This window comes from Tumebacillus permanentifrigoris, from assembly GCF_003148565.1.
GTDB classification, from domain to species: domain Bacteria; phylum Bacillota; class Bacilli; order Tumebacillales; family Tumebacillaceae; genus Tumebacillus; species Tumebacillus permanentifrigoris.
In genome coordinates this window covers 1-22,020 of sequence record NZ_QGGL01000029.1, presented here as the reverse complement: position 1 = coordinate 22,020, position 22,020 = coordinate 1, and the positions used below count along the sequence as shown (strand labels likewise).

20 protein-coding genes are annotated in these 22,020 nt (G+C 53.5%); 18 read left to right on the top strand and 2 right to left on the bottom strand.

The window, feature by feature from the left end:
* Positions 1–54: 54 nt before the first annotated feature.
* Entirely contained in the window at positions 55–582 is a 528-nt protein-coding gene (locus C7459_RS21680; RefSeq protein ID WP_109691364.1) for a helix-turn-helix domain-containing protein, read from the bottom strand.
* Between the two features lie 172 nt (positions 583–754).
* On the opposite strand from C7459_RS21680, the gene C7459_RS21675 reads away from it, so the two are divergent.
* A complete protein-coding gene (locus C7459_RS21675; RefSeq protein WP_109691363.1) occupies positions 755–1,954 on the top strand; it encodes a helix-turn-helix domain-containing protein in 1,200 nt (399 codons plus the stop codon).
* 200 nt (positions 1,955–2,154) lie between these two features.
* Positions 2,155–2,403, top strand: coding sequence for a hypothetical protein (locus C7459_RS21670; protein ID WP_109691362.1), 249 nt, complete (start codon positions 2,155–2,157; stop codon positions 2,401–2,403).
* Positions 2,404–2,554: 151 nt separating this feature from the next.
* Here C7459_RS21670 and C7459_RS21665 read toward each other — a convergent pair whose 3' ends face one another.
* Positions 2,555–4,054 carry a hypothetical protein gene (locus C7459_RS21665; RefSeq protein WP_109691361.1) on the bottom strand — a complete coding sequence of 500 codons (1,500 nt, stop codon included), beginning with the start codon at positions 4,052–4,054 and terminating at the stop codon, positions 2,555–2,557.
* Between the two features lie 133 nt (positions 4,055–4,187).
* Here C7459_RS21665 and C7459_RS21660 point away from each other — a divergent pair, with 133 nt between their 5' ends.
* The 16 genes from C7459_RS21660 to C7459_RS21585 all read left to right on the top strand — a co-directional run bounded on the left by C7459_RS21660 (position 4,188) and on the right by C7459_RS21585 (position 21,904).
* Positions 4,188–4,928 (top strand): DUF695 domain-containing protein, encoded by a 741-nt coding sequence (locus C7459_RS21660; RefSeq protein ID WP_109691360.1) that lies wholly within the window; start codon positions 4,188–4,190, stop codon positions 4,926–4,928.
* A 43-nt stretch (positions 4,929–4,971) separates the two neighbouring features.
* Positions 4,972–5,505 carry a hypothetical protein gene (locus C7459_RS21655; RefSeq protein WP_109691359.1) on the top strand — a complete coding sequence of 178 codons (534 nt, stop codon included), beginning with the start codon at positions 4,972–4,974 and terminating at the stop codon, positions 5,503–5,505.
* 137 nt (positions 5,506–5,642) lie between these two features.
* A complete protein-coding gene (locus C7459_RS21650; protein ID WP_109691358.1) occupies positions 5,643–6,302 on the top strand; it encodes a DUF2306 domain-containing protein in 660 nt (219 codons plus the stop codon).
* Positions 6,299–7,147 carry a DUF72 domain-containing protein gene (locus C7459_RS21645; protein WP_109691357.1) on the top strand — a complete coding sequence of 283 codons (849 nt, stop codon included), beginning with the start codon at positions 6,299–6,301 and terminating at the stop codon, positions 7,145–7,147. Before C7459_RS21650 ends, C7459_RS21645 begins: the two co-directional genes overlap by 4 nt.
* Before the next feature lie 309 nt (positions 7,148–7,456).
* Positions 7,457–8,548 (top strand): SAF domain-containing protein, encoded by a 1,092-nt coding sequence (locus tag C7459_RS21640; protein WP_109691356.1) that lies wholly within the window; start codon positions 7,457–7,459, stop codon positions 8,546–8,548.
* Positions 8,549–8,566: 18 nt separating this feature from the next.
* Positions 8,567–9,274: a hypothetical protein gene (locus tag C7459_RS21635; protein WP_109691355.1), complete on the top strand. Its 708-nt coding sequence runs from the start codon at positions 8,567–8,569 to the stop codon at positions 9,272–9,274.
* A gap of 1 nt (position 9,275) precedes the next feature.
* Positions 9,276–10,100 (top strand): chromosome partitioning protein ParA, encoded by an 825-nt coding sequence (locus tag C7459_RS21630; RefSeq protein WP_109691354.1) that lies wholly within the window; start codon positions 9,276–9,278, stop codon positions 10,098–10,100.
* 13 nt (positions 10,101–10,113) lie between these two features.
* Positions 10,114–12,006, top strand: a complete 1,893-nt coding sequence (locus C7459_RS21625; RefSeq protein WP_109691353.1) for an ATPase, T2SS/T4P/T4SS family — start codon at positions 10,114–10,116, stop codon at positions 12,004–12,006.
* Positions 11,996–14,089 carry a hypothetical protein gene (locus C7459_RS21620; RefSeq protein WP_245884690.1) on the top strand — a complete coding sequence of 698 codons (2,094 nt, stop codon included), beginning with the start codon at positions 11,996–11,998 and terminating at the stop codon, positions 14,087–14,089. The genes C7459_RS21625 and C7459_RS21620 overlap by 11 nt, the downstream gene beginning before the upstream one ends.
* A gap of 20 nt (positions 14,090–14,109) precedes the next feature.
* Complete coding sequence (locus C7459_RS21615) at positions 14,110–14,664, top strand: ABC transporter permease (protein WP_109691352.1); 555 nt, start codon at positions 14,110–14,112, stop codon at positions 14,662–14,664.
* A 2-nt stretch (positions 14,665–14,666) separates the two neighbouring features.
* Positions 14,667–15,062: a hypothetical protein gene (locus C7459_RS21610; RefSeq protein WP_109691351.1), complete on the top strand. Its 396-nt coding sequence runs from the start codon at positions 14,667–14,669 to the stop codon at positions 15,060–15,062.
* Positions 15,063–15,076: 14 nt separating this feature from the next.
* On the top strand, positions 15,077–15,634 hold the full coding sequence (locus tag C7459_RS21605; RefSeq protein WP_109691350.1) for a hypothetical protein: 558 nt from the start codon (positions 15,077–15,079) through the stop codon (positions 15,632–15,634).
* A gap of 30 nt (positions 15,635–15,664) precedes the next feature.
* Positions 15,665–16,126: an ABC transporter permease gene (locus tag C7459_RS21600; protein ID WP_109691349.1), complete on the top strand. Its 462-nt coding sequence runs from the start codon at positions 15,665–15,667 to the stop codon at positions 16,124–16,126.
* 76 nt (positions 16,127–16,202) lie between these two features.
* Positions 16,203–17,279, top strand: coding sequence for a hypothetical protein (locus tag C7459_RS21595; RefSeq protein ID WP_109691348.1), 1,077 nt, complete (start codon positions 16,203–16,205; stop codon positions 17,277–17,279).
* Positions 17,280–17,336: 57 nt separating this feature from the next.
* Positions 17,337–18,416, top strand: coding sequence for an S-layer homology domain-containing protein (locus tag C7459_RS21590; protein ID WP_109691347.1), 1,080 nt, complete (start codon positions 17,337–17,339; stop codon positions 18,414–18,416).
* A gap of 413 nt (positions 18,417–18,829) precedes the next feature.
* Positions 18,830–21,904, top strand: coding sequence for a DUF5704 domain-containing protein (locus C7459_RS21585; protein WP_146201069.1), 3,075 nt, complete (start codon positions 18,830–18,832; stop codon positions 21,902–21,904).
* The last annotated feature ends 116 nt before the right edge of the window (positions 21,905–22,020 follow it).

The following is a 22,020-nucleotide window of genomic DNA, read 5'->3' as shown; positions in this document are numbered from 1 at the left end:
GACCATGAAATCTCTCTCCTCTCGGAGAGACTATTCGTTGGAAGTGGGGAATTTTCAACCGTTTATATTGGAGATTTTACAACCGTTGTCCACACTGACCCACGATAGAATAATGGCATCATGGTGATTGGTAGATTCCAGTTCTTCAATGATTGGGATAAGGACTAACAAGGATTCTTGATGTTTGGCTTGTTGGTAAAGACATTCGGCGTAATGAATTCGTAGAACCAATTTATCCTTCGTTGTAAGTTCTGGGTGACCTTCGACCTCTAAGATATAAGACTCGGCCTCGAACGGTTTGTTTCTCTCCAATAGAACCTCAATGAGCTTAATCCGGCTTACTACCTCCATTCGCTTGTCTTCTTCCTGTAAGAGTTCGTGAACAGGGATCTTGAACGCGGCAGACAGGTTCGTAATCAGTTCAGGAGACGGCCAGTATTTGTCCTTCTCAAGTTTGCTAATCCATCCGTTGGTTACACCACAGAAGTCAGCTAGTTTTTCTTGCGACATTTCACGCTCTGTGCGAAGGCGCTTGACCCTTGCTCCGAGCGTCTCGCTTTTCGTATGTAGTGGGGTACTCATTTGCTCACCTCATTTCAAAACAATCAGAATTATTGTAACACAGTATCGTTAAGTGAACAAAGAGTTCTATTAACTTGATCCTCCTATCTGTAACTAGAGTTGGCGGCAAGAATTGTTCCATGTGACAAATGAAATGTAGACTCATCTCATAAAACAATTTGAGGTGATTCTGTTGAATCCGAATATTCTAGGACAACGCATCAAAGAACTGCGCATGAAAAAAGGGTTGAAACAACAGGAACTATCCGAAGGGATTTGCACACCTAGCATGATCAGTCAGGTAGAGAGTGGAAGAGCACGTCCGTCCCATGACGTCTTGGTCGGGATCGCGGAGCGGCTTGACGTCTCATTGGAGTTTTTGCTGGCGGATGCCAACCTCAACATGAAAGTCTCCAGCAAGTACAAAATGGCACGGGGGTTTATCGCCAGCCGACTTTACCGCACGGCGGCGGAGCTTCTTGAAGAAATCTTGTTAGAGCCGGATGCGAGGACTCCAGCGGTGGAAGTCAAGATCGACCTGGCTGAATGCTTTCTCCACGAGCAGGCTTATGATCAAGCATACTCTCTTTTGCACGAAGTCTTAGAAGAGGTCACCCTGACCAAAGACAAGTATCAACTTGCACGAGCTCTCAAACTTCTCGGTGAGATCGAGTTTGAACTGCAACGGTATGCATTCGCCCTGCGCCATTGGAAACGGGCTGTCGATGCGGTTGAGAAATCGAATGTGAGGAATCGCGTGTTGTTGATCCCGCTCTTGGTGAAGCTTGGGATTTGCTATCAAGCCTTACACTTAGACGAGGAGGCCATTTCCTGCTTCCAACGTGTGGCAAGGCTAAACGACAAAACTACAGATCTAAACTCAATTGCGGATCTGTACATGTATTTGAGCGCGGCTTATCAGAGTACAGGAGATCATTGGAAAGCGGGTAGTTATGCGGAAAGGGCAACCGGCATTCGCGAGGGTTTGGGTGTACTGGCTCTTGGGGAGGATATCCGCTCCATGTACGCCACCTATCTAGATGAAGAAAATGAGATCGAAAAGGAAATCGATGCAGTTCGAAGTTCTCTTTCAAGTCTGGAAGCGGAGGAGAACCCTTCTGAGGTCGGTTCTGTCTATCTGAGGCTGGCGAAATTGTACGAGAAACTGGATCAATATGAATCGGCGCTAGAGGTTTGTAAACATGCGCACCTGTCATTTCCGTCCCTCCATCCAGACCGAACGGAGTTGTATCGTGTCTGGGCATGGGCTGCCTTTCAAAATGGAGATTGGGATCGGGCTGCCGAGCTGGAAGCGAACAGCAAGGAGGGAGAAGTACGTGGAGTCGACGATGGGACAAGCACTACAAGTCGTGATATTGAGATGGGGCAATGAAGACGGGGATGGAGTATCAAACCTAAAGGCGAGCTGTTCTCAAGAAAGTGCGTGAGTTCGGAAGAAGAGCAAGCCAAAGACATGATCATTGCTGAATACAACATCAAAGTCATGAGGAGTTTCACCAGTATTGTGGACTAGTCGATGGTCTTCATCATCGCGCTTTTCCTGTATAAAATGTATTGGAGGGGAGAGCTATCATGTTACGTATTACAAATGTCTTGCTGGTCTTGGTGGCAATTGGTTTGTGCGCACTGTATAACGTTCAGATCGACAGTACCCACTCGCTTTGGACAGATAGTGAGGGGCAATTGGTGAGAATGGATCTTGGATTTTTCTCAGCGACCTTGAGTAGCGCGGCCAAGTCGACCACTTATTATAACTACGGGGCATATCCACTGATTTTGCTGGCGGCAAGCAGCCTCCTTCTGCTGGTCAAAAAGAAATAGACCGCCAAGCCTCCTATACGTCAAAACAGCCCCAACCTGTCTGCACGACCACGAAAAGCGAAGTGCCCGCGCTGAGTAGAAAAAAGACCTTAGTTCGGGATACACCCGACCTAAGGTCTTTTCATCGTCGATGAATGCTCAATCCTCATCCCTACCTCCTCGGCCCCATCTTCGCCCGCTCTTCCTTCAATGACTCCTGAATCTTCTCGATCTCAAACTTCGAGATGCTCGACGTCGCATCGAGCGGCTTGAACTTCGCGCTACCTGACGTCACTTCCACATCAGCCGCAGGCTTTTTCACCAACTCCCACTTGAGCACGATCTCATCCACTTTGTGCTTGGCTATGGCATTCTGGTTGGTGATGCCGAATTCAACATGGAGGTGTTTGTACAGGCTAGGATTCGTCTGCACGATGTGTGCGAGCAAGCGCAGGTTGGACTCGATCGGCATCATCTGCGTGTTCACATCTCGTGAACCGACCACGAGATTCGTTCCATCGGTCTGCCCGCCCAGCGAGGCCGCCTTCACGTGCAGCCACTCCCACTTGGTGCTCGCCGTATCGACTCCCGCCAACATCGCATACGCGGTGGAGTTCGCTCCGCCCATGTTCGAGGCCTGACCATCCCCACGGTCGGCGGCGGGTGGTGTGACACTCCAATTGTGTACTTGTGGCACTTTCAAGTCTTTGATCTTACCCTCCAACTTGGTGAGCGCGTTGCTTCGTGAATCTAGGTTGTCGTACTTGACATTTTTGATCGTCTTGGGCAATGTCGGGTCGCTTGTGCCGTCGTTTACTTTGAGGTGTTCTTTGTAAACCGTGTGTTTGCTGGTCAGGGGGGCACCGCCGATTTGGATGTCTTGGAGCCAGCGCGTGTCTTGTGTATAGCCGTCTTCGTCTTCGTCACTTGCCTCGATGGCGTGGGCGCGGCCTTTGGCGCTGAAGCCTTTTTCACCGAGTGGGTAGATCGCTTCAAGTTCCAGCTTGATCTTGCCGAGTCTGTTGATGTTTTCACGTATGGAATTGAACAGGCTCATCATCGGATTGCGCCCCGCTTGTGTTTTACTGCGCGTGCGGCGCGTCTTTTTGCTGTGCAGTTCCGTTTCATACTTCTCCTGAATGCCCTTGGTATCCATGTCCAACGTGAGGGCGGTCACTTTCATCGCGTTGAAGGTGTTTTTCAGATACTCCAAGTCGGGATGGTCGTCCTCGGCATTGGGATCGAGCGTGGCGCGGACGTGTTCAATATGCGCTTCGATCTCTGTGACTCGCAATTGCCAATCGATGGTGTTGCTGCCGATCGTCTGCTGGAGGTTTTGGAGATATGCATAGTCTGAATCCGGTGCTTTATAGGTCATTCGCGTTTTGAATCCGTTGGTTTTGTCTATTCTACCGCCTTTGCGGTCGCGTTTCACTTTTTTCGGAAGGTGTTTTCGGGGCTTTCCTTTGCCATTGTTATATACTTTCCCACGTTGCACAACAGGTCCGTTTTGATGATGCGCGGCTTTCAACATCTGGAGGGCGGCACGATTTCCAAGGCTCTTTTGCAACTGCAAGATCATGTGCGGTGCAAGTGGGGCAGCATGGGATGGAGTCTGCGGTTGCGAACGGTCGGTGTTGCTCTTGCTCGGCATGGATCGTTGATAGGCCATGTGTGAGGAGCTCCCTTGTCAGTGTGGATATAGGTAACATTGCACAGAAGTTTCTGAGTAGTCAAGGGAGGTTTGTCCATCGGGATGTCGTTCCTGCTATACTAGTGACAAACACCCACGCAGGAGGCACTTCATGTCCAACCAATGGCAATCCTATCTCACGCGCATCGGTGACCAACCGGGCTCCGTGCGCATTGACTTTACATTTACCAACCCGGAGTTCCGCCCGGACTTTCTCACCACGATGCTCTATGTCTGGGTCAAGCTCCAGAATCCCGACACCAACGGACTCACCACCGCAGCAGAGGCGGAGCAACTCGATCCGATCGAAGACGGCCTCGTCGAATTGCTCGGTGCTGAGTACGGGGCTGTGCCGGTCGGGGTCGTCACGACGAGCGGACGTCGCGAGTTTTACTTTTACGCTGAATCGGGTGACAATCTCCATGAAGAACTCGCACCGCTCTTGGCTGCGAACCCAGACTACGCGATCCAATTCGGGGACAAAAGCGACCCGGAGTGGCAGCACTATTTCGGCTACCTCTTCCCGTCGCCAACCGAATACCAGTGGATTATAGACCGCCAGATCGTCACCCAACTCCAAGACCACAACGATCCGCTCACCCCGCGCCCTGTGCAACATTGGCTCTATTTCCGCACCCCCGAATCTCGGGAGCAGGTCAAGCAACAACTGCTCAGCCAAGGCTTCACGCTCGACAGCGAACCTGATGGGGAGCAGGCATATGGCCTCGTCGTCATCCGAACGGACGCCGTGGATCTCCCGTCGATCCATGAGGTCACCGTCGCACTCACGCAGCTCGCCTCCGCGCATGAAGGGCAGTACGACGGCTGGGAAACACAAGTGATCTCAAGCTAGTTGTTGTCGTGACGTAGGACTTTCCAATCAAGAGGTGAAGAGGATGAAAAAACGTTGGTGGCTCGCTGGAACAGCAATTCTTGTGTTGCTTGGGGGTGGCTATGCACTCAAGCAATACGCCACTGCCAAAATCGGGGATCAGGTCGTCCAGATGATCAACGAGCCGGATGTGCAAAAGGCAATCGACAACGCGATTGCCCAAGGGAACCTACAAGAGCTCCCTCTAGACCTCACCACCGAAATAGGCACCTCCACAGAAACACCGTCAGAAGCTGCAACCGCTACACCATCGGCACAAGTTGAAGGACAACCTGAGGGCAGTTCGGACATGCCGAACACCGTGCAAGGAAGTGCGGGTGCGGAGTCGAATGCGCCAAACGCTTCCTTAAAAAGTCGCGAAGATGCGGTGGCCTATGCACAGTCCAAATTTTCAGCTACAGAGATCGCGAGCTACCTGTCCGCTTATCAAAACAAGGCGCAACTCTCCAGTGCGGAGAAAGCCTCGATCAAAGCGGAGATCCTGTCTCATTTTTCCGCAGCCGAATTGAGAGCGTTGCAAGAGGCCGCAAAAAACTAAGCGTAGCAGAGAGACTACCTTCTGATGATTCTGAGGGTAGTCTCTTTTTGGTAGGCAAACGAAGTTCCGTTCTGACTCTTCGGACGTTATAATAGAGAGCAGCAATCAGTCCTAGATAATAGGAGGCTCGTTACTCCGTGAATCTTCGCAAACCATTCTCGATCTTCCTCATCTTTCTCGCCTCGACGTGGGTGCTCCATACGATTACGAGCAACCTCATCGTCGACCCGCAGTTGGACAAGTTTCTCGTTCACAAGCTGCTCAGCGAGGACTTCAACCAAGCGCTGTGGCTCACGAATCTACGTATTCACATCGTGACCGCCTGTCTCGTCCTGATCACTGGGTTGCTCGGTTTCTCCGGTCGGATTTTGACCCGGAGCAAGGGGTTCCATCGGATCAACGGACAGCTCTACATCGCCTCCGTCTTTCTCGCAGCTCTCAGCTCGCTCTACCTGATCGCAGATGCGACGGGCGGGATCTATAGCATCATCGGGTTCATGTGTTTGGAACTCATCTGGCTGTACGCGACGGCACGCGCCTATACGACGATCCGTCAGGGAGATGTGCAGGGACATCGCCGTTGGATGATTCGCAGTTTCGCCTTGACGTTCTCCAACACCACGATCCACCTCTACCTCGGGCTCTTGCACTACCTGCTAGGTCTTGACTACACGCTGGCGTACATCATCGCCGTCTGGGCGAGCTGGTCGGTCAACCTGACTGCGGCGGAGATCGTGCTGCGCAAACGCTCGCCACTACCCTACCCTGTGCAGGGGGAGGAGGTCACACGTCGATGATCCACATCGGACTCACTGGCTGGAACGATCACCATCCGACTGTGATCTCCGCCGGCCATTCCAACAAACTTCAAGCCTACAGCGCCCACTTTCCGCTCGTGGAAGTGGATAGCTCGTTTTACGCGATGCAACCCATTCGCAACTATGAAAAATGGTCGCGCGTGACGCCGACCGATTTTCGCTTCGTGATCAAAGCCTACCAAGGCATGACCGGGCACCAGCGCGGGGAGAGCCCGTTTGCAACCAAGCGGGAGATGTTCGCCGCGTTTCTGCATTCGATCACACCTGTGGTTGACGCCGCCAAGCTCAAGATGGTGCTGTTCCAGTACCCGCCGTGGTTTGATTGCAACCGCCAGAACGTCGATGTCCTGCGCTACACCAAGGAAAAAATGGGCGACCTCCCCGTCGCCCTCGAGTTCCGGCACCAATCGTGGTTCACGCCAGAGATGCGGGAGAAGACGTTGCACTTCATGGTTCAGGAGGGCTGGATTCACAGCATCGCCGATGAGCCGCAGGTCGATCCAGGTTCTGTCCCCATCGTCCCGCATGCCACCAACCCAGAACTCACGCTGATCCGCTTCCACGGTCGCAACCGCCAAGCATGGCTGGGTCCGGGCGGTGAGAACTGGCGTGAGACGCGCTATCTCTACCAGTACAGCATGGATGAACTCAGCGAATGGGCGGCGCGCATCCGCGAGCTCGAGCAGTCCTCGAAGGAAGTCTGCATCCTCTTCAACAACAACTCCGGCGGTCACGCGGCTGGCAATGCCAAGCAACTCGCCGAACTGCTCGATGTGGAATATCACGGGGAACCGCCAGGGCAGATCTCGCTATTCAACCTCTAATTCGATGGAAAAAGGACATGGCCACTAGGGGCATGTCCTTTTTTTACGTCCGTGGTTGGGCATTGCGCAAGAGGTTGGTATCGTAATTAATACCGAGATAAATGCAAGTGGAAGCTGTTTTTATTCTCATGATTGCTTAGTATTTATTGTATCTATTTCCTGAATATCCTATAATAAGTAGGGCTATTGACTCATTAAGTGCCTAGCGAAAGTCACAGTTAGTATGGGGTAAAACCGAAGCATGTCCTTGGACCTAGTCCATTAAGCCTGGTTTTATGTAAGAGCAACGGGGGAGTGAGACACACAGCTATGTCCGTTTTACGACAACGAACGAGTCAACGCACCAAAAAACTGCTGGTCGCCGGGGCGATCGGGGCCTTGGGCATGGGGGTCCTGTCGTCTGGGGTGTTCGCGTTTAGCATCGTACACATGCAGAATTCCAATGCCGAACGTGAGCGTGAGTACCAAAAGACGATCCAAGAAAACCAACAGATGCTCCAAAAAGAACAACAAACAAAAAAGAAAGTCTACGTCGCCAGCAAGGATATCGAAGTCGGCACATCAATCAATGCCTCCGATCTGGTTGCGGTTGATGTGACCAAAGACGCGGTACCCGATGACACCCTCAACGAGAGCAACGGCGCGGCTGGGAAATATGCGAAGATCACGATCAAGAAAAACACCCCCCTGACCAAAGCCATGCTCTATGACGAAGGCGTTACCCCTGACGATATTCGCGCACAGGAATTTCGTCTGATCCTCCTGCCCAGCGACCTCAAAATCAATCAGTTCCTCGACGTGCGGATCAAGTTCCCGACCGGTCAGGATTACATCACGCTCGCCAAGAAAAAGGTCAAGCAGCTCCAAGAAGGCACCGTCTGGTTCGACATGAATGAGAAGGAGATTCAGATGTTCTCCAGTGCGATCGTCGATGCCTACCAATCTGGAGCCACGATCTACGCACTGTCCTACGTCGATCCCTTCGTGCAGGAAAAATCGATCGTCGACTACCCGGTCAACGCAATGGTGCGCACGCGCATCCTCGCCGATCCGAATATCCTGTCGGAAGCCAAGCGCGGTCTGGAAGAGATCGCCCGCCTGAACTTGGAATACAACCTGCGCGACCACGGCACTGGCGGCACCGCACCGACGCTTGGCAAAATCGACTTCAACGGAGCACCGATGAACACCAGTCTCTATCCAGGAGCGGGCGGTGCAACTCGCCCGAGCACAAGCAACTCGAATGCTACAGCTCCCAAAACTGGTGTGCAGGACAGTGTGGCCGCCCCTCGCACAGATCGACCGGCCGTCGCCGCACCGAGCGCCAGCGCGCCGAACGCATCGCCCGATTCGCAGAAATCGATTTTCGAAAGCAACATCGACCACGTGGTGTCGCCGTAGGGAAGGAGGCCAACCAACTTGAAAAAAATGATGTTTGCCGGCGCCTGTGACAAGAGCGACCTCGTGCTCTACATCGGCAAGCTGCTGGCAATTGCAGACCAGAAAACTCTCGTCATCGATGCCACGCAGGAGCAGATCTACCGCTACTCGGTGCCGCGCATCGACGCGGACTACCCGATCACGGAGTTCGAGGGCTTCGATGTCGCGAACGGCTTTTATTGCTTGGGCGATTTGCAAACGTACATGGAGGAACAGCAGGAGCGTTTCGATGCGTATGACTGCGTGCTGATCGACACCGACCGCACCGACTCGGTCGCGCAGTGGGGAGATGTCCAGCATTACACGCTGGTCACCACTTACGACAAGCGCACGATCCGAAAAAACCAAGCCTTGATTGAAGCGATCTTTTTCCCGCGCACCGATACGGAAACCGAAGTGCTGTTCCAAAAAGTCATCCTGCGCGAAGTCGATTGCCAGATCAACGAGGAGTATGTGGAATCGACGATTTCCGAATATCCGATCCGCTGGTCCGAACCGTCGTACCCGGTGTTTTTTGACGATGTGGACTATGCGGTGAAGATCGAGAATCAATTCAACGAACGCTTGGCGATGAAGCGTCTATCCAAGCCGTTCAAACAGGGAATTCAAGACCTCGCCCTGCTCCTCTCCGGTCTGCCCGAATCCGACCTCAAGAAAGCACTCAAACAGGCAGAGAGGAGCAAGTGATATGGGACAAGTCGCATTTTGGGGCAACGCGCACGGGCAGGTCGCCACGACAGCCAACGTCGTCGCCTCCGCCACGGTGATCGGTCTGGAGTACGCCTTGCGCACACTGGTCGCACACACGCACTGGTCACGCTCGACGCTGGAGTCTGCGTTTTTGAAACACTACGAAGGTCGCGATGATTCGATGCTGAATTTTGCCGACACCGGTCTCGACGCACTGGAACGGCTCGCCCGCAGCGGGCGCTTGACGCCCGAGATCATCCAAGACTACACCAATCCGGTGCTCAAGGATCGCCTGGACCTGTTGGCTGGGACAACCAAGCCGGATGAGTCGATGTTTGAAGCGATCAATGAAGTTTTGCGCTCGATTTTCTATGCGGCGAACAAGTTTTACGACTTGACGCTGCTCGACTTGAACTCTGGGCAGCAGAACCAACTCTCGATGACGATGTTAGAAGGGTCCGACCTGATCGTCGTCAATCTCAACCAAAACATCAACCTGTTGGAGCGCTTTTTCTCCAAGGAAGACTGGCCGGATGTGCTCAACGAGAAGCCATTCATCATCGTGCTCGGCTCCTACGATCCACAGTCGAAGTACTCCGCGCAGAATATCGCGCGTCGCTTCCGCTACAAGGGCCCGATCTACACGGTGCCGTACTGCACCGATTTCCTCGACGCGCTGAACGATCGCAAAGTCTTGGACTTTTTCCTGCGCAACCGCAGTGTGACCAAACAACATGACAACTACTTCTTCATGCAGGAGATTCGCCGCCTCGCGAGCGCAATCGTGGACCGACTCGGTCTCGACCTGGCGATGGACGAGTGAGGAGGGGGAACTGATGTCTTTCTTTTGGCTCAACACCATCCTCATCGCTGCCGTCGTGCTGCTCCTCGGGGTGTTCCTGTTCTTCAAATTGACCGACAAAAAAGACGTACCTGACAAAAAAGTGACCGACGAGCGCAAGTACAACCTCGACGCGATGACCGAGTACGTCAAGCGGACGCTGCACGAGATGACGAACAGCAATCTCTACGACCTCGGACTCTCCGCCGAAGAGTTCAAGCGCCGCAAAAACAAGCGCAACGAACTGAAAAAAGCCCTCAAGGGCTGTACCAGCGGAGATGTCAATGACAAGAACTACGTGAAATTTTTCATCTTTGACCTGCTTTTGAAATCATATGGACTCAATGATACGAACATCAACCTCGTGATCTCGTTTGAAGATCGGCATCGCCTCAGTGCGCAGGACAAGTTCGACATCCTGCTCTACCATTTCAAGAAAAAGCACGGCTTTGCTGCGTTTTCTGAGCTGATCGAAAAGTATGACCTCGACCGCACCAAGCATGTGATCGAGGAAGGCAAGACCCCGTCGTACATCATCACCGCGCAAGAGATCGAGATGATTTTCAAAAAGGAAGTTCGCCACCTGCTGTTCGAGGACAAGCTGCACATCATCGTGCAACGGATCTACCAGACGTACAAAGGGTTCTCCGTAATCGATGAATTGCGTGACATGAACATCGACGGCATCTCGGGTGGGGTGTCTGGTCTCCCGGCCTCGTTCGTCCAGCAGTCCGGCGAGTTCCAGCTCTACGCCCAGCAGATGCAGAAGCCGATCCCGAAAGCCTACGACTCGATCTGGGTCTTTTACAAGGGGAAGTCGATCCATCTGCAATGCATTTCGTTCGGCTCTGATCTCGAACTCAAGCGCGTCTGTCAGAACATCTACAAGTACAACAACCCCGGCCAGCTCTCCGAGTCGAACGGGTTTAAAGTCAATGAGATGAAGGACGGCTCGCGGGTCGTCGTCGTCCGTCCGAACTTTGCCGAATCGTGGGCGTTTTTTGTTCGGAAATTTGACGTGCCGAATGCCACGCTTCACCAGTTGATCCGCGATCCAGGGGCAGAGCTCGCGATCAACTTGATCCAGTATCTCGTCAAAGGCTGTCGGATCACTTCGGTCTCCGGGTCGCAAGGCTCCGGGAAAACCACGTTGTTGATGGCGATGGTCAAGTATATCAACGCCGCGTTCAACATCCGTGTGCAGGAGATGGCGTTCGAATTGCATCTGCGCAAAATCTACACGGAGCGCAACATCCTGTCGTTCCGCGAGACCGATACGATCTCTGGACAAGCTGGCCTCGACGTGCAGAAGAAAACGGATGGTACGGTCAACATCTTGGGGGAGGTTGCGACTGACCCTGTTGCCGCGTGGATGATCCAGATGTCGCAGGTGGCCTCGCTGTTCACGCTGTTCACGCACCATGCCAAAACGTTCCGCGATCTCGTGTTCTCGTTGCGCAACTCGCTTTTGAAAACCGGCATGTTCAACAACGAGACGATCGCCGAACAACAGGTGGTCCAAGTGATCAACTTTGACATCCACCTCAAGCGTGATTTTGACGGCCGGCGCTACATCGAGCGCATCACCGAATGTGTGCCGCTCGACTACCAGCACTTGCCGTATCCAGAGGATTACAAGACGGCCGACACGCTGGAGGAAAAACTCGACCGCTTCATGAACACGGCGACCGAGTACTTCAAGCGTACCACCGACCGCCAATGGTTTGAGTCGCGCAACATCGTCGAATACCGAAACGGGGAGTATGTCGCCGTCCATCCGCTCTCGGAGCGCAATCTGAGCGAGATGTGCGAACACATGTCGGAAACGGACGCTACGGCGTTCCGCGACTTCCTCCACGAGCATTGGAGGGAGCCTGTTGAGTCTTAATGCACTCCTGTATACGATTCTCGGGATCTCGCTAGGCGGCTTTTTCATCCTCCTGATCGCGGTTCAGATTCTGAAACGGCGGCAGGGGCAGTCGATCCACTACGGAGCGCAAAAGCGTTTCAACGATCTGATCGAGTCATCGCCGAACAAGACCCGGCAACGTCTGGTCAACTTTTACCAAAAGTCGTATGTGCTGTTCGCGCGGACGCCGTTTCTCGATACCTACACCGCCAAGATTCGCAACCGCTTGTCCACAATCCACACCTACGACGAATTCACGATGCGCAAGGAGACGATGAAGATCGTCTACCTGACGCTTGGGATCTTGCTGGTCGGTGTTGTGTTGCTGGTGAGCCTCAACCACGACCTGACTTTTCTCGCGATGGTGTTGGTCGCCGTGATCGTGATCAACGGCATGCTGATCGATACGTTTGTCGGACGGGTGGAGGATCGCTTGTTGAAGCAACTCGCACACCTGATGACCGATGTACGGCACTATTACCACCAGCATGGCATGGTTGAGGAAGCAATTTACGAAGCCGGACAAGTTTCCAAGTATGAAGCGCAGCTGCATGCAGAACGCATCTACGAGGTGTTGACCGCCAACGACCCGCAGGAGGAATTGGAGACCTACTACGAAGTGGCTCCGTCGCGGTTTCTCAAAGCGTTCGCGGGCATCTCGTTTCTCGTGAAGGAGTTTGGGGACAAAGTTGTCAACAACGGTTCGATGTACCTGAACTCGTTGAGCCGTCTGACGCAGGAGATCAATTTGGAGATTCTGCGTCGCGACCGCTTGCGTTACTTGTTCAGCGGGTTGACGGTGATCGCGCTGGCCCCGATTTTTTTCACCAAACCGATTGAAGTGTGGGCGCGCGGGCACTTCCCGGCGATGGATGACTTCTACAACGGGAAGTTCGGGTTCTGCACCAAGATGCTGATTTTTGCCGTGATCATGCTCTCGTATATCATCCTGCGCAAGATGCAGGAGAACGACGAAGGCAAGTACGCGAACAAAGTCAATCGCCGCAAGTGGGAAAAAAGGGTCTACGAAATCCCCGCGATCGCGTGGATCGTCGACCGGTTGACACCCGGTGCGCACACCAAGCAACACTTCCGGTTGGAGCGGCTTTTAAAAGACACCTCCTCACCGCTGACGATTGAATGGTTGTATCTACAGCGCATCGTCCTGTGTGTGGCGAGTTTCGTGATCGTGCTGGGAACCGTACTTTACATGCACCATGTCTCCAAGCAGAACATCCTCTATGCGCCGACCAAGAGCACGACGATTTTCGGCAAGGCGTCGGCGGAGGAGGAGAAAAAAGCGCAGGCGATCACCAACTCCGACCGCAAAATCATCGAGAGTGTGCGCGAGGAGCAAGACCCGATCAAGCGCAAGGAAGCGATCAGGGGTGCCGTGACGGTCAAGGCGGGTCGAGATGCGTCAAAGGAAGCGATCAACAAGGATGCGGCGCGAGTGCTGGGTAAACTCAACACGCTGGAGACAGAGTATTTCAAGTGGTGGGAATTGGTGGTCGCCATCGGTGTGGCGACGATCGGCTATTACTTGCCGTACTTGATGATCGAGTTCCGACGAAGGTTGCGCGAGATGGACATGCAGAATGAAGTGGACCAGTACCACACGATCATCGCGATGCTCTGCGAGTTTGAGCGGATCTCCGTCGAGGACATCCTCGAATGGATGGAACGCTTCGCTGTGGTGTTCCGCCAACCGTTGCAAGTCTGCCTGATGGACTACGAGGCAGGAGCGGAACGGGCGTTGGAGCAGTTGAAGGAGGAAGCCCCGTTCGTGCCCTTTGTACGCACGATTGAGCGGCTGCTGGTCGCGGTGGAGAAGATCCCGATTCGCCAAGCATTCGATGATTTGGAGACGGAACGGGTCTACTACCAAGAACAGCGCAAGGAGCAGTATGAGCGGATCATTCTTGAAAAAGCGGGCTGGGGCAAGATGATCGGCTTCGTGCCGATGTATGCCTTGGTGTTCCTGTACTTGGTCATCCCATTGATTCTGATGTCGATGAACCAGATGAGCACCTATTTCAACCAGATCCAGACGATTCAGTAACACAAGGGGGTCTTCCTAACATGGGTAATGCACAGAAAGCCTTGGTGATGGCGGCGGGTATCTTTCTCGCCATCGCCTTGATCACGATCGGTGTCGTCATGTTCATCTCGGCACAGGAGGCGACCAAGACGGCGCAGGAGAATTTCTCCTCGATTCAAAATGAACTGTCGAGCACGTCGTTTACGGTGTATGACAACACGATCATCTCAGGTTCGCAGGTGATCAATGCGCTGAATAAATTCAACAAAACCAAAGAGTTCGGGATTCGTGTGGTCACGAATGAGGATCTCGCCGGCACATGGTACGGGGACATCATCGACGCGCAAAACCCGGCGAGTACGACGTACGGAGATGTGGCCTACCGCGTAACGGGGTCTGAAATTCGCCAACCGGATGGCACTACCCTGGTCTCGGGTGCGACAGGCTATTCAGGCACAGTCGCCCAATCGCTGGTCAGCCAAGCGTCGCTCGAATCCTCGAATCGCTACGTCAACACGGCAGGCAAGTTCCATGCGACGGTCGTCCGTGACTCTTCGAATGTGATTCATGGACTCCTGTTCGACCAGACGAACTAAGCATGGAGAGCACGACGCGCAACCTGTTGTTCCTAAGCGTCGCGATCATCCTGTTTCTCACGGCGCTTACCACGGGCTACTCCCTGTTCACCAACGTCTCACAGGCCTTGGATCAAACGTATGAGACCAATCAAGGTCTCGATCGCAATCAGAGTTTGACGCTTAAAGTACCTTCGCAGGATGATCGTGTGTCAGGGTCGGTTGTCCTGCAAAGTATCTATCAAATTCCGTCTAGCAAGGTGGACATCTACGTAGACGGTGTGCCGTACCTGCAAAGCAACTTTGACATCGATGCCCTCGTGGTCACGCAGATCGACCCTGGCCGGAAGTTTGCCCCTGCGTATGTGCGTGACCATTCAGGCGTGTTGACGTCCGTTCGCTACACGACCCTGCCTTAGGAGGAGGACCGAGAATGAACACCATCGCCAAAGCATTCGCCCTGATTCTCGCCATCCTGCTCCTCTACATCTATCCGATGTCTGAAGGGTTCGAGCGACAGGATGACATCTCGTACATGGTCGCGTTGAAATCGGTCACCAGTTTCACCGATGCCGTTCGCAACAAGGGGTACATCACCCCGCAGATGTACAACGATTTTTTTGACGAACTGCAAAAAACGGGCAATACCTTCGAGGTGCAGATGATGCACCAGCACAAGCGGTACGACCCGGATTATACAGACACGACCCCTTCCAGTCCGACCCCGACCTTCAAGGGGACGTACACGGTCAACTATGAGGAGTTCTATTCGCAACAGATCATGGAGCGACTGTTCCCAGATAACAATCGGGGGCTTGAGGACCCGACTCGTCGCTACCTGCTGCAGGCAGGCGACTTTTTCAAAGTCACGGTCGTGAACACCAACAAGACATCCGCATCGTTGATGCGGGACTTTTTGAACAATGGAACCTCACAGACAGAGAAGATTGTGATCCCGTATGGTGGGATGGTCCTCAACGAGGATTACTAGAAAACCACACAAGAGAAAAGGGGTAAGACAATGGGGAATGCACAGAAGGCCTTGGTCATGGCAGCAGGTATTTTTCTCGCCATCGCCTTGATTACGATCGCGGTCGTCATGTTCGTCTCGGCACAGGAAGCAACGAAGACCGCACAGGAGAACTTCTCGAACATTCAAAATGAGCTGTCCAGCACTTCGTTCACCGTCTATGACAACACCACCATTTCTGGCTCGCAGGTCGTAAATGCCCTGCGCAAGTTCGACAATCGTCAGCAGTTTGGCATTCGGGTGTACACGGGCCGCAACAAAGCGACGGGTGGTACGTGGTACAACCACGTGGTGGATAATTCTGGCAATGTCACGGCGGGTGCCGTCACTGCACTGGACAATGCGAGCAACCAAGCGCTTGACACCTATATCAACCCGTCCGGTCGTTTCACCGCGACGATTATTCGTGATGGCAACAACGTGGTCCACGCGCTGCAGTTCGTTCAAAACTAACGAACTCGACACCATCGCTCCCTCTCTGAGGGAGCGTACCTTTTATATAGGAAGCAACAGGAGGGAGTGACGCATCATGAAGCTTACGAACTTTGCCGTTGTCGCTGTGTTGCTCCTGTTGCCGCTGTTTGTCTTCAACAATTGGCATGTCCTCGGGCAGAAGGAAGCGCTCCACCTCGAAACCCGCTACAACGCCGCGATCACTTCTGCGGTGCAGGATGGAGCCCAGGCGTTGACGTTTAACGAGAAGCCGGAATTCGAAGCGGGATACGGTTCCGTCAAAAAGTACCGCGCCAACAAAGAGGCGGCACTGGACACCTTTTTGCACACGCTGTATCTGAACTTCAATGCGGAGGATGCGGTGACGCAAGGGACGCTGATGAAGTATATCCCGCTCGTCGCCGTCGTCGACTTTGATGGGTATTACTTGTACGAGCCGAAGCCGTACTTCAATGGGACGGAGACGGAGTACCGACACGTTTTTTCGGAGAAAAAGCCGTACGTCTACCTCGATGCAGATGGGAACAACATCGGCTTCACCCTCGACGATACGGTGCAAGTCTATGACCGTGCCCACAATCGTTGGGAGGAAGGCAGACTCGAAGATGTGGAGAAGAAACTGAACCGGGAGTATTACGTGGACAGTCAAAACGCTTTGTTGAGCCCAGCGATGCACGAGTGGGTGTTGCAGCGCCAAGCGGGCAACAACCTTTTTGACAACATCAGGCGCACGACGATCATCCAAGCCTTGCAACAGGACGTGGAGACGGAGATCAACCGCTACAATACGTACTCGCAGCAGCAGGGGATCACGTACACGTTCACGCTCCCGACGATTGACCAAGAGCAATGGAACAACACGGTGGATGACATCGGCCTGCTCGCCTTCATCCAAGGGATTCCGATGGGCGACAAGACCTACAACAACTATGCGCTCGGTGGTTCGCGGATCGTGAAGCGAGAGGCGCTGGTCGGGGTCCGGGAGGTGATCACCCGGAATCCAGATGGCACGGTGGTCTATGGCAATCGGATGTACTCCTTCCGGGAGAGCTGCCTGCCTCAGTTTGACATGACGAATTACGACCGTACCGAGACGTTCACCACAGAGAAGGAGGCGGCGAGCAAGGGGTATCGACCTTGGGATTGCAAGTAAAGGGAACTGGCTAGTAAGATAAAGGTGGAAGATTTAAGAATATGGAGGTAGTTTGCGATGATGAAAAAGAAATGGATGGGACTGCTCGCAGTTACACTGGCACTGACCACCGCAGGACTTTCTCCAGCAGCACTGGCGGCCGGAAAGTACAAGGACGTCACCGCAGACGCATGGTTCGCCCCGGCGCTGGATAGTTTTTCGTCGGTGGGTTTGATCAGTGGATACCCGGATGGGACGTTTCAAGCGGATAATACGGTTACGCGTGCAGAGTTCATCACGATCCTCTACAACATCATGGATCGCCCTGCTGTAGAGGGGGTCACGACGGGGTTCTCGGACGTAGAAGGGACTTGGTTTGAGAAACAAGTCAAGTACGCGGTGCAGGCCAAGCTGTTTGATAATGTAGCGTGGAGTGGCAAGTTCGATGCGGATCAGCCGGTGAATCGTGGGGAAGCGGCTGTGCTGATCTGGAATCTGATTGGCGATGACTCCTTCCGTAATATCACACCAGATGACCGGATTTTCCCGAATTACTTTGTATTTGACACCAAGGCGAACATGCCGTTTACCGATGCGTTGGACGCACCGCGGTTTACAAAATACGATGTGGCACAACTGTATACCCGAGGTGTGGTACATGGGTTCCCGGATAACACGTATCGTTATGGACAATCGATTACACGCGCAGAAGCAACGCTGTTGTTGCAGACCGCATTGAAAAAAGTGGAGTATCCAAAGATTGCCCCACCTGTTGTGTACAACGCGACGACGAACGTGAATAATCTGATCGATCTCGGGGACGGGACGTACTCTTTTGGGAATATTTATCTCGATAAATACAAGCGTGGTGGGCGAACAGAGGAGCAGATCATCACTGATACCCGCAAGTTCCTGAACGCCAGAGTGATTCCTAGTGGAAACAAAGTGACAGTAAAGGTTCCTGATACAGGCACGGATGACGTCTGGTGGACGATTGGGACCTATAATGGACGTGGAGCCTATCAAGAGACATTCAGTAACGATGGTGCCGTTAATGTTGAGATGTTTAGTCGCATCAATGCACAAGTCTTAGTTGAGGCTTATCTTGTCTATCGTGATGGAACTTGGAAAGCCGAGTACCATTTCACTACGAAATAAAAAAGAAGGTTGCTTGTATGAAGAGACTACTGATGTTCCTTGTATTTCTCACAGCCTGCCTAGTAATTGTCATGAATCCAAACGAAGCATCAGCTACTTCCGTTACACTGAATCCAATGTTTCCGAACGGATATGACGGTTGGAACTTAGGGGCTAGACCGTATCATATCGACCTCAAGTCACCACAAAGTGACGGTATGGTTGTAGGCATTTCAGACGTACAGTATGTTGGAGATTCCGATGGTACCAAATTACATTGGGATGGTTCACTATTTGGACAGACTGTCACCAAGGATATCCATTACGTCTACGCACATGCAGTGTTCCCCAATGGTAAGACTGGCAGGCTACTGCATTATTCCGAAGACAATCTTTCGGCAGACAATGGGTATGTGCTGATTGCGGAACAGAACATGGATGACTGGATCAGTGCAGCAGGTGGGAATCCAGAGTTTGCTAAATATAAGATTCAAGGAGAGACGGGGACAGTTACGTTAGGCTACAGCGAGGCGCAGAGATTTGGCGGCCCAGGAGGGAATTTTCGAATCGTCCCGCTCAACGTCCTCATGTCCTACTGCGGGGCAGGTTTCCGGTATTTTAATCGAGCACCTGGCTTGCAATACATTGCCGAAAACCAAAACGCGTTCCCACTGTTCTCCGTTTACCCCACACCGCCTCCGCAAAGTGCGATCTCACTGAGCAGGACGCAAGTGGAGGCAGGGGAATCGCTGACCGTCAACCGCACGGCCAAAATGTTCGCTGACTACACACGAGCCCACTACGAGTACGTTTTCGTAAACGGACCTAACGAACTCCCTGCGAACCAACAGATCAAGACCAACTTGATCGGCAAAGGACCAGACTTTCCGTTGCTTCCGATGGACAGTGGGAGTGGCGCGAAGATCTTCGATTGCGGAGCACAATTCTGTGACGGGTCCGCCGATCCCAACAACCCGAACATTTTCAAAGAAACCATTGAACTGAAAACCGAAAACATATGGCAACCCGGCACCTACACCGTCCACTTTCTCCTCTACGACGGGGTAGACCGCAAATCCAGCAGCGGCTCCAATGGGGAAGTCACGGCTACATTTGTACTCAGCAATCTCCCGACACCACCGGAAGCAGGTCCGCTGGAAGGAGACGACATCGACCCTGACGCAACCGGGATCGTCCAAGGCAACTCCGGCTACAATGGCGAGCCGTTCGATGTCACCCAAGGCATCCCGTCCTCAGAAGTCATGTACGCCCGCGTGATCGGTCAGGAGTACCTCTACCGCTATCGGTTCAAACAAAAAGCCGACCAGAAAAAGTGGACGTTCCATTACTCAATCACCTACATCATCCCGCCCAAAGACCCCGAGCCGGGGCCAGATGGCACCACACCACCGCCAGAGCCACCGGAAGAAGTGCCCAAGGACGAGACGATCCTCGTCAAACGAAACTATTCCTACTGGTACATCGACCAGCTCGAAGTCTACAAGATCCAAAACGCCACCGTCCTCAACTATGCGCTAGGCCCGCAACAAAAAGTGCTGCTCAGCCCCATCCCCGCCTACACGGTCTCGATGAACGCGATCCAGTACGGAGATGAGAACCAGCATCTCATCATGAGTTCGCTCTCCACAACCGCGACCAACGAACGCCCCCAAGGCACCAAAACGTTGCCCCAAGGCGCCACACCGCCCGCCGATGAGGGTTGGAAAGCCAAAGCCGAACAGGAGATCCCCGAGATCACCTCCAAAAATGACAAGCTCGTCCTCACCGTCAACGGAACCTCTGTCACCTATATGGACGACAAACCTGCCAAGTGGCCGGCCACAACCCCGGAACCGATCGCGATCCCAGATGCCGCACCCAGCCAGTCCAACGTGCTCTATGAGGGGAACATCGTGATCCCGCGCACGCTGGCCAACGCCAGCCACACCGGCATCACGGGCACGATCTCCTACACGAAGGTCGCAGGCAGCTTGAGTGAGACGATTCCGACGAGCCATACCATCTCCGGGTTTGACTGGGTGACCGTCCATACGCCGGTCGTCAACACCTCCGACTCGGAAGACGATGACGCGCACAACCAGATGACCCACGCCACACCGCAACTGAACTCGTTCATCCTCGATCGCCCGTTCACTGTCTACATGCCTACCACAGGCCCGCATCTGAGCATCCCCGGCTACCGCAATCGGGATTATCTCGTCTACACCGCGAAGCGACAGGTGCGATTCCCGTTCGATGTGTTTGAAGCGGATGGAAAAACGCTGGAGCCCGCCGGCCAGTGGGTGGACGTCGATGCGGATGCCAAAACCTTCAAGATGCCAGTCTGGGTGGAGGAGGGCAAGTACACCGTCGAATTCCGAGAAGTGGCGATCAATGCCGCGAGCAACGACGCCCCGCGACAGACGGGTGCCAACACCAACCTCAACAATTACGTCGCCTACAAGACGATCCCCGTCGAAGTCATCGGACGCCTCTATGACTTCCGGGTAACAGACATCGCCGATTACAACTGGCAGTACGTCTTCCGGCAAAAAGACGGCGTATCGCCATCCGGTGCCAAGTACTGGATCGGATATCAAGACATCGATGGGGCCAAACGCGGCAACCCCGCGCCATTCAAACTCCCGATCCTGCCGGGCAGCTCGCCACTTAAAGGCTACGACAATGTTGCGGTGAAGACGGGCTATCACTTCAAGTTCGAATTGAAAACCAAGGGCAACATGTACAGCATCGACGACGGAATTCGCATCACCCCGCGCTTTTACTACGTGAACCGCGACGGCACAGGCCGGGTGGAAGTCGATCTCTACTATCGAACCAACGACCAGCAGTTTGTGCAGGTTGGCTCCACGGCTGACCAAGTCCAGCGCTATGTCGTGCTCGCCGATCCGTTGCGCAACGTCAACCCTGTCTCGATCAGCGATTCGGCCAAATACATGTACGATCACTACTTCACCGCGGCGTACAAGGCCACGACCAGCCAAGCGCTCTACGTGGACAAGTACCTCCGCGCCGCTGGGCAAAAGCAAGTCGTCGGCAACTTTTCTCTGCTGATGCTGACAGCGATGCAGCGCACGTTCGACCCGCCGAGCCAGTATTACAGCACAGCAACGGTCGACGCCGCACGTCAATTCGCCTCCGTCCAGCACTGGTACGGCGACTATTCACTCCCCGCCGCACCCTACGCGGTGAAAAAAGGCACCCCGCTGTACCAGCAAGGTGCCTTGAATGACTCATCCAATGTGTTTCTGCGCGACGGCTACCTGATCGTCAACTTCAACATCGAGAGCATCCGTCACCAAGACGTGAACAATCCGTACCTCCAGTACATCTACGGCGACACAGAAAACCAATGGCGCATGGAAGGCTTCACCCCCACTGCGAGCGATCCTGCAGGTCACAGTTTCCCGCTCTACGATGGCGACGTGGTGTTCTACCATGCGGACAAGTCTTCACGGGACGACTTCGACGCTGGCGTACCGCACTAGAAAAAAAGCTCGCAGCCACGTTGGTCAAGACCCCATTTTGTAGACAGTGAAAAAAGACCCTAAGCCGCAAGCTGGCGCCTGTATTCGACAGGCGTCAGCTTGTTTAGTTTAAGTTG

Excerpts from the sequence above, each read along its gene's own strand:
- C7459_RS21680 (WP_109691364.1), bottom strand. The coding sequence starts at position 582 with ATGAGTACCCCACTACATACGAAAAGCGAGACGCTCGGAGCAAGGGTC.
- C7459_RS21670 (WP_109691362.1), top strand. The coding sequence starts at position 2,155 with ATGTTACGTATTACAAATGTCTTGCTGGTCTTGGTGGCAATTGGTTTG.
- C7459_RS21665 (WP_109691361.1), bottom strand. The coding sequence starts at position 4,054 with ATGGCCTATCAACGATCCATGCCGAGCAAGAGCAACACCGACCGTTCG.
- C7459_RS21660 (WP_109691360.1), top strand. The coding sequence starts at position 4,188 with ATGTCCAACCAATGGCAATCCTATCTCACGCGCATCGGTGACCAACCG.
- C7459_RS21655 (WP_109691359.1), top strand. The coding sequence starts at position 4,972 with ATGAAAAAACGTTGGTGGCTCGCTGGAACAGCAATTCTTGTGTTGCTT.
- C7459_RS21645 (WP_109691357.1), top strand. The coding sequence starts at position 6,299 with ATGATCCACATCGGACTCACTGGCTGGAACGATCACCATCCGACTGTG.
- C7459_RS21640 (WP_109691356.1), top strand. The coding sequence starts at position 7,457 with ATGTCCGTTTTACGACAACGAACGAGTCAACGCACCAAAAAACTGCTG.
- C7459_RS21630 (WP_109691354.1), top strand. The coding sequence starts at position 9,276 with ATGGGACAAGTCGCATTTTGGGGCAACGCGCACGGGCAGGTCGCCACG.
- C7459_RS21625 (WP_109691353.1), top strand. The coding sequence starts at position 10,114 with ATGTCTTTCTTTTGGCTCAACACCATCCTCATCGCTGCCGTCGTGCTG.
- C7459_RS21615 (WP_109691352.1), top strand. The coding sequence starts at position 14,110 with ATGGGTAATGCACAGAAAGCCTTGGTGATGGCGGCGGGTATCTTTCTC.
- C7459_RS21610 (WP_109691351.1), top strand. The coding sequence starts at position 14,667 with ATGGAGAGCACGACGCGCAACCTGTTGTTCCTAAGCGTCGCGATCATC.
- C7459_RS21605 (WP_109691350.1), top strand. The coding sequence starts at position 15,077 with ATGAACACCATCGCCAAAGCATTCGCCCTGATTCTCGCCATCCTGCTC.
- C7459_RS21600 (WP_109691349.1), top strand. The coding sequence starts at position 15,665 with ATGGGGAATGCACAGAAGGCCTTGGTCATGGCAGCAGGTATTTTTCTC.
- C7459_RS21595 (WP_109691348.1), top strand. The coding sequence starts at position 16,203 with ATGAAGCTTACGAACTTTGCCGTTGTCGCTGTGTTGCTCCTGTTGCCG.
- C7459_RS21590 (WP_109691347.1), top strand. The coding sequence starts at position 17,337 with ATGATGAAAAAGAAATGGATGGGACTGCTCGCAGTTACACTGGCACTG.
- C7459_RS21585 (WP_146201069.1), top strand. The coding sequence starts at position 18,830 with ATGGATGACTGGATCAGTGCAGCAGGTGGGAATCCAGAGTTTGCTAAA.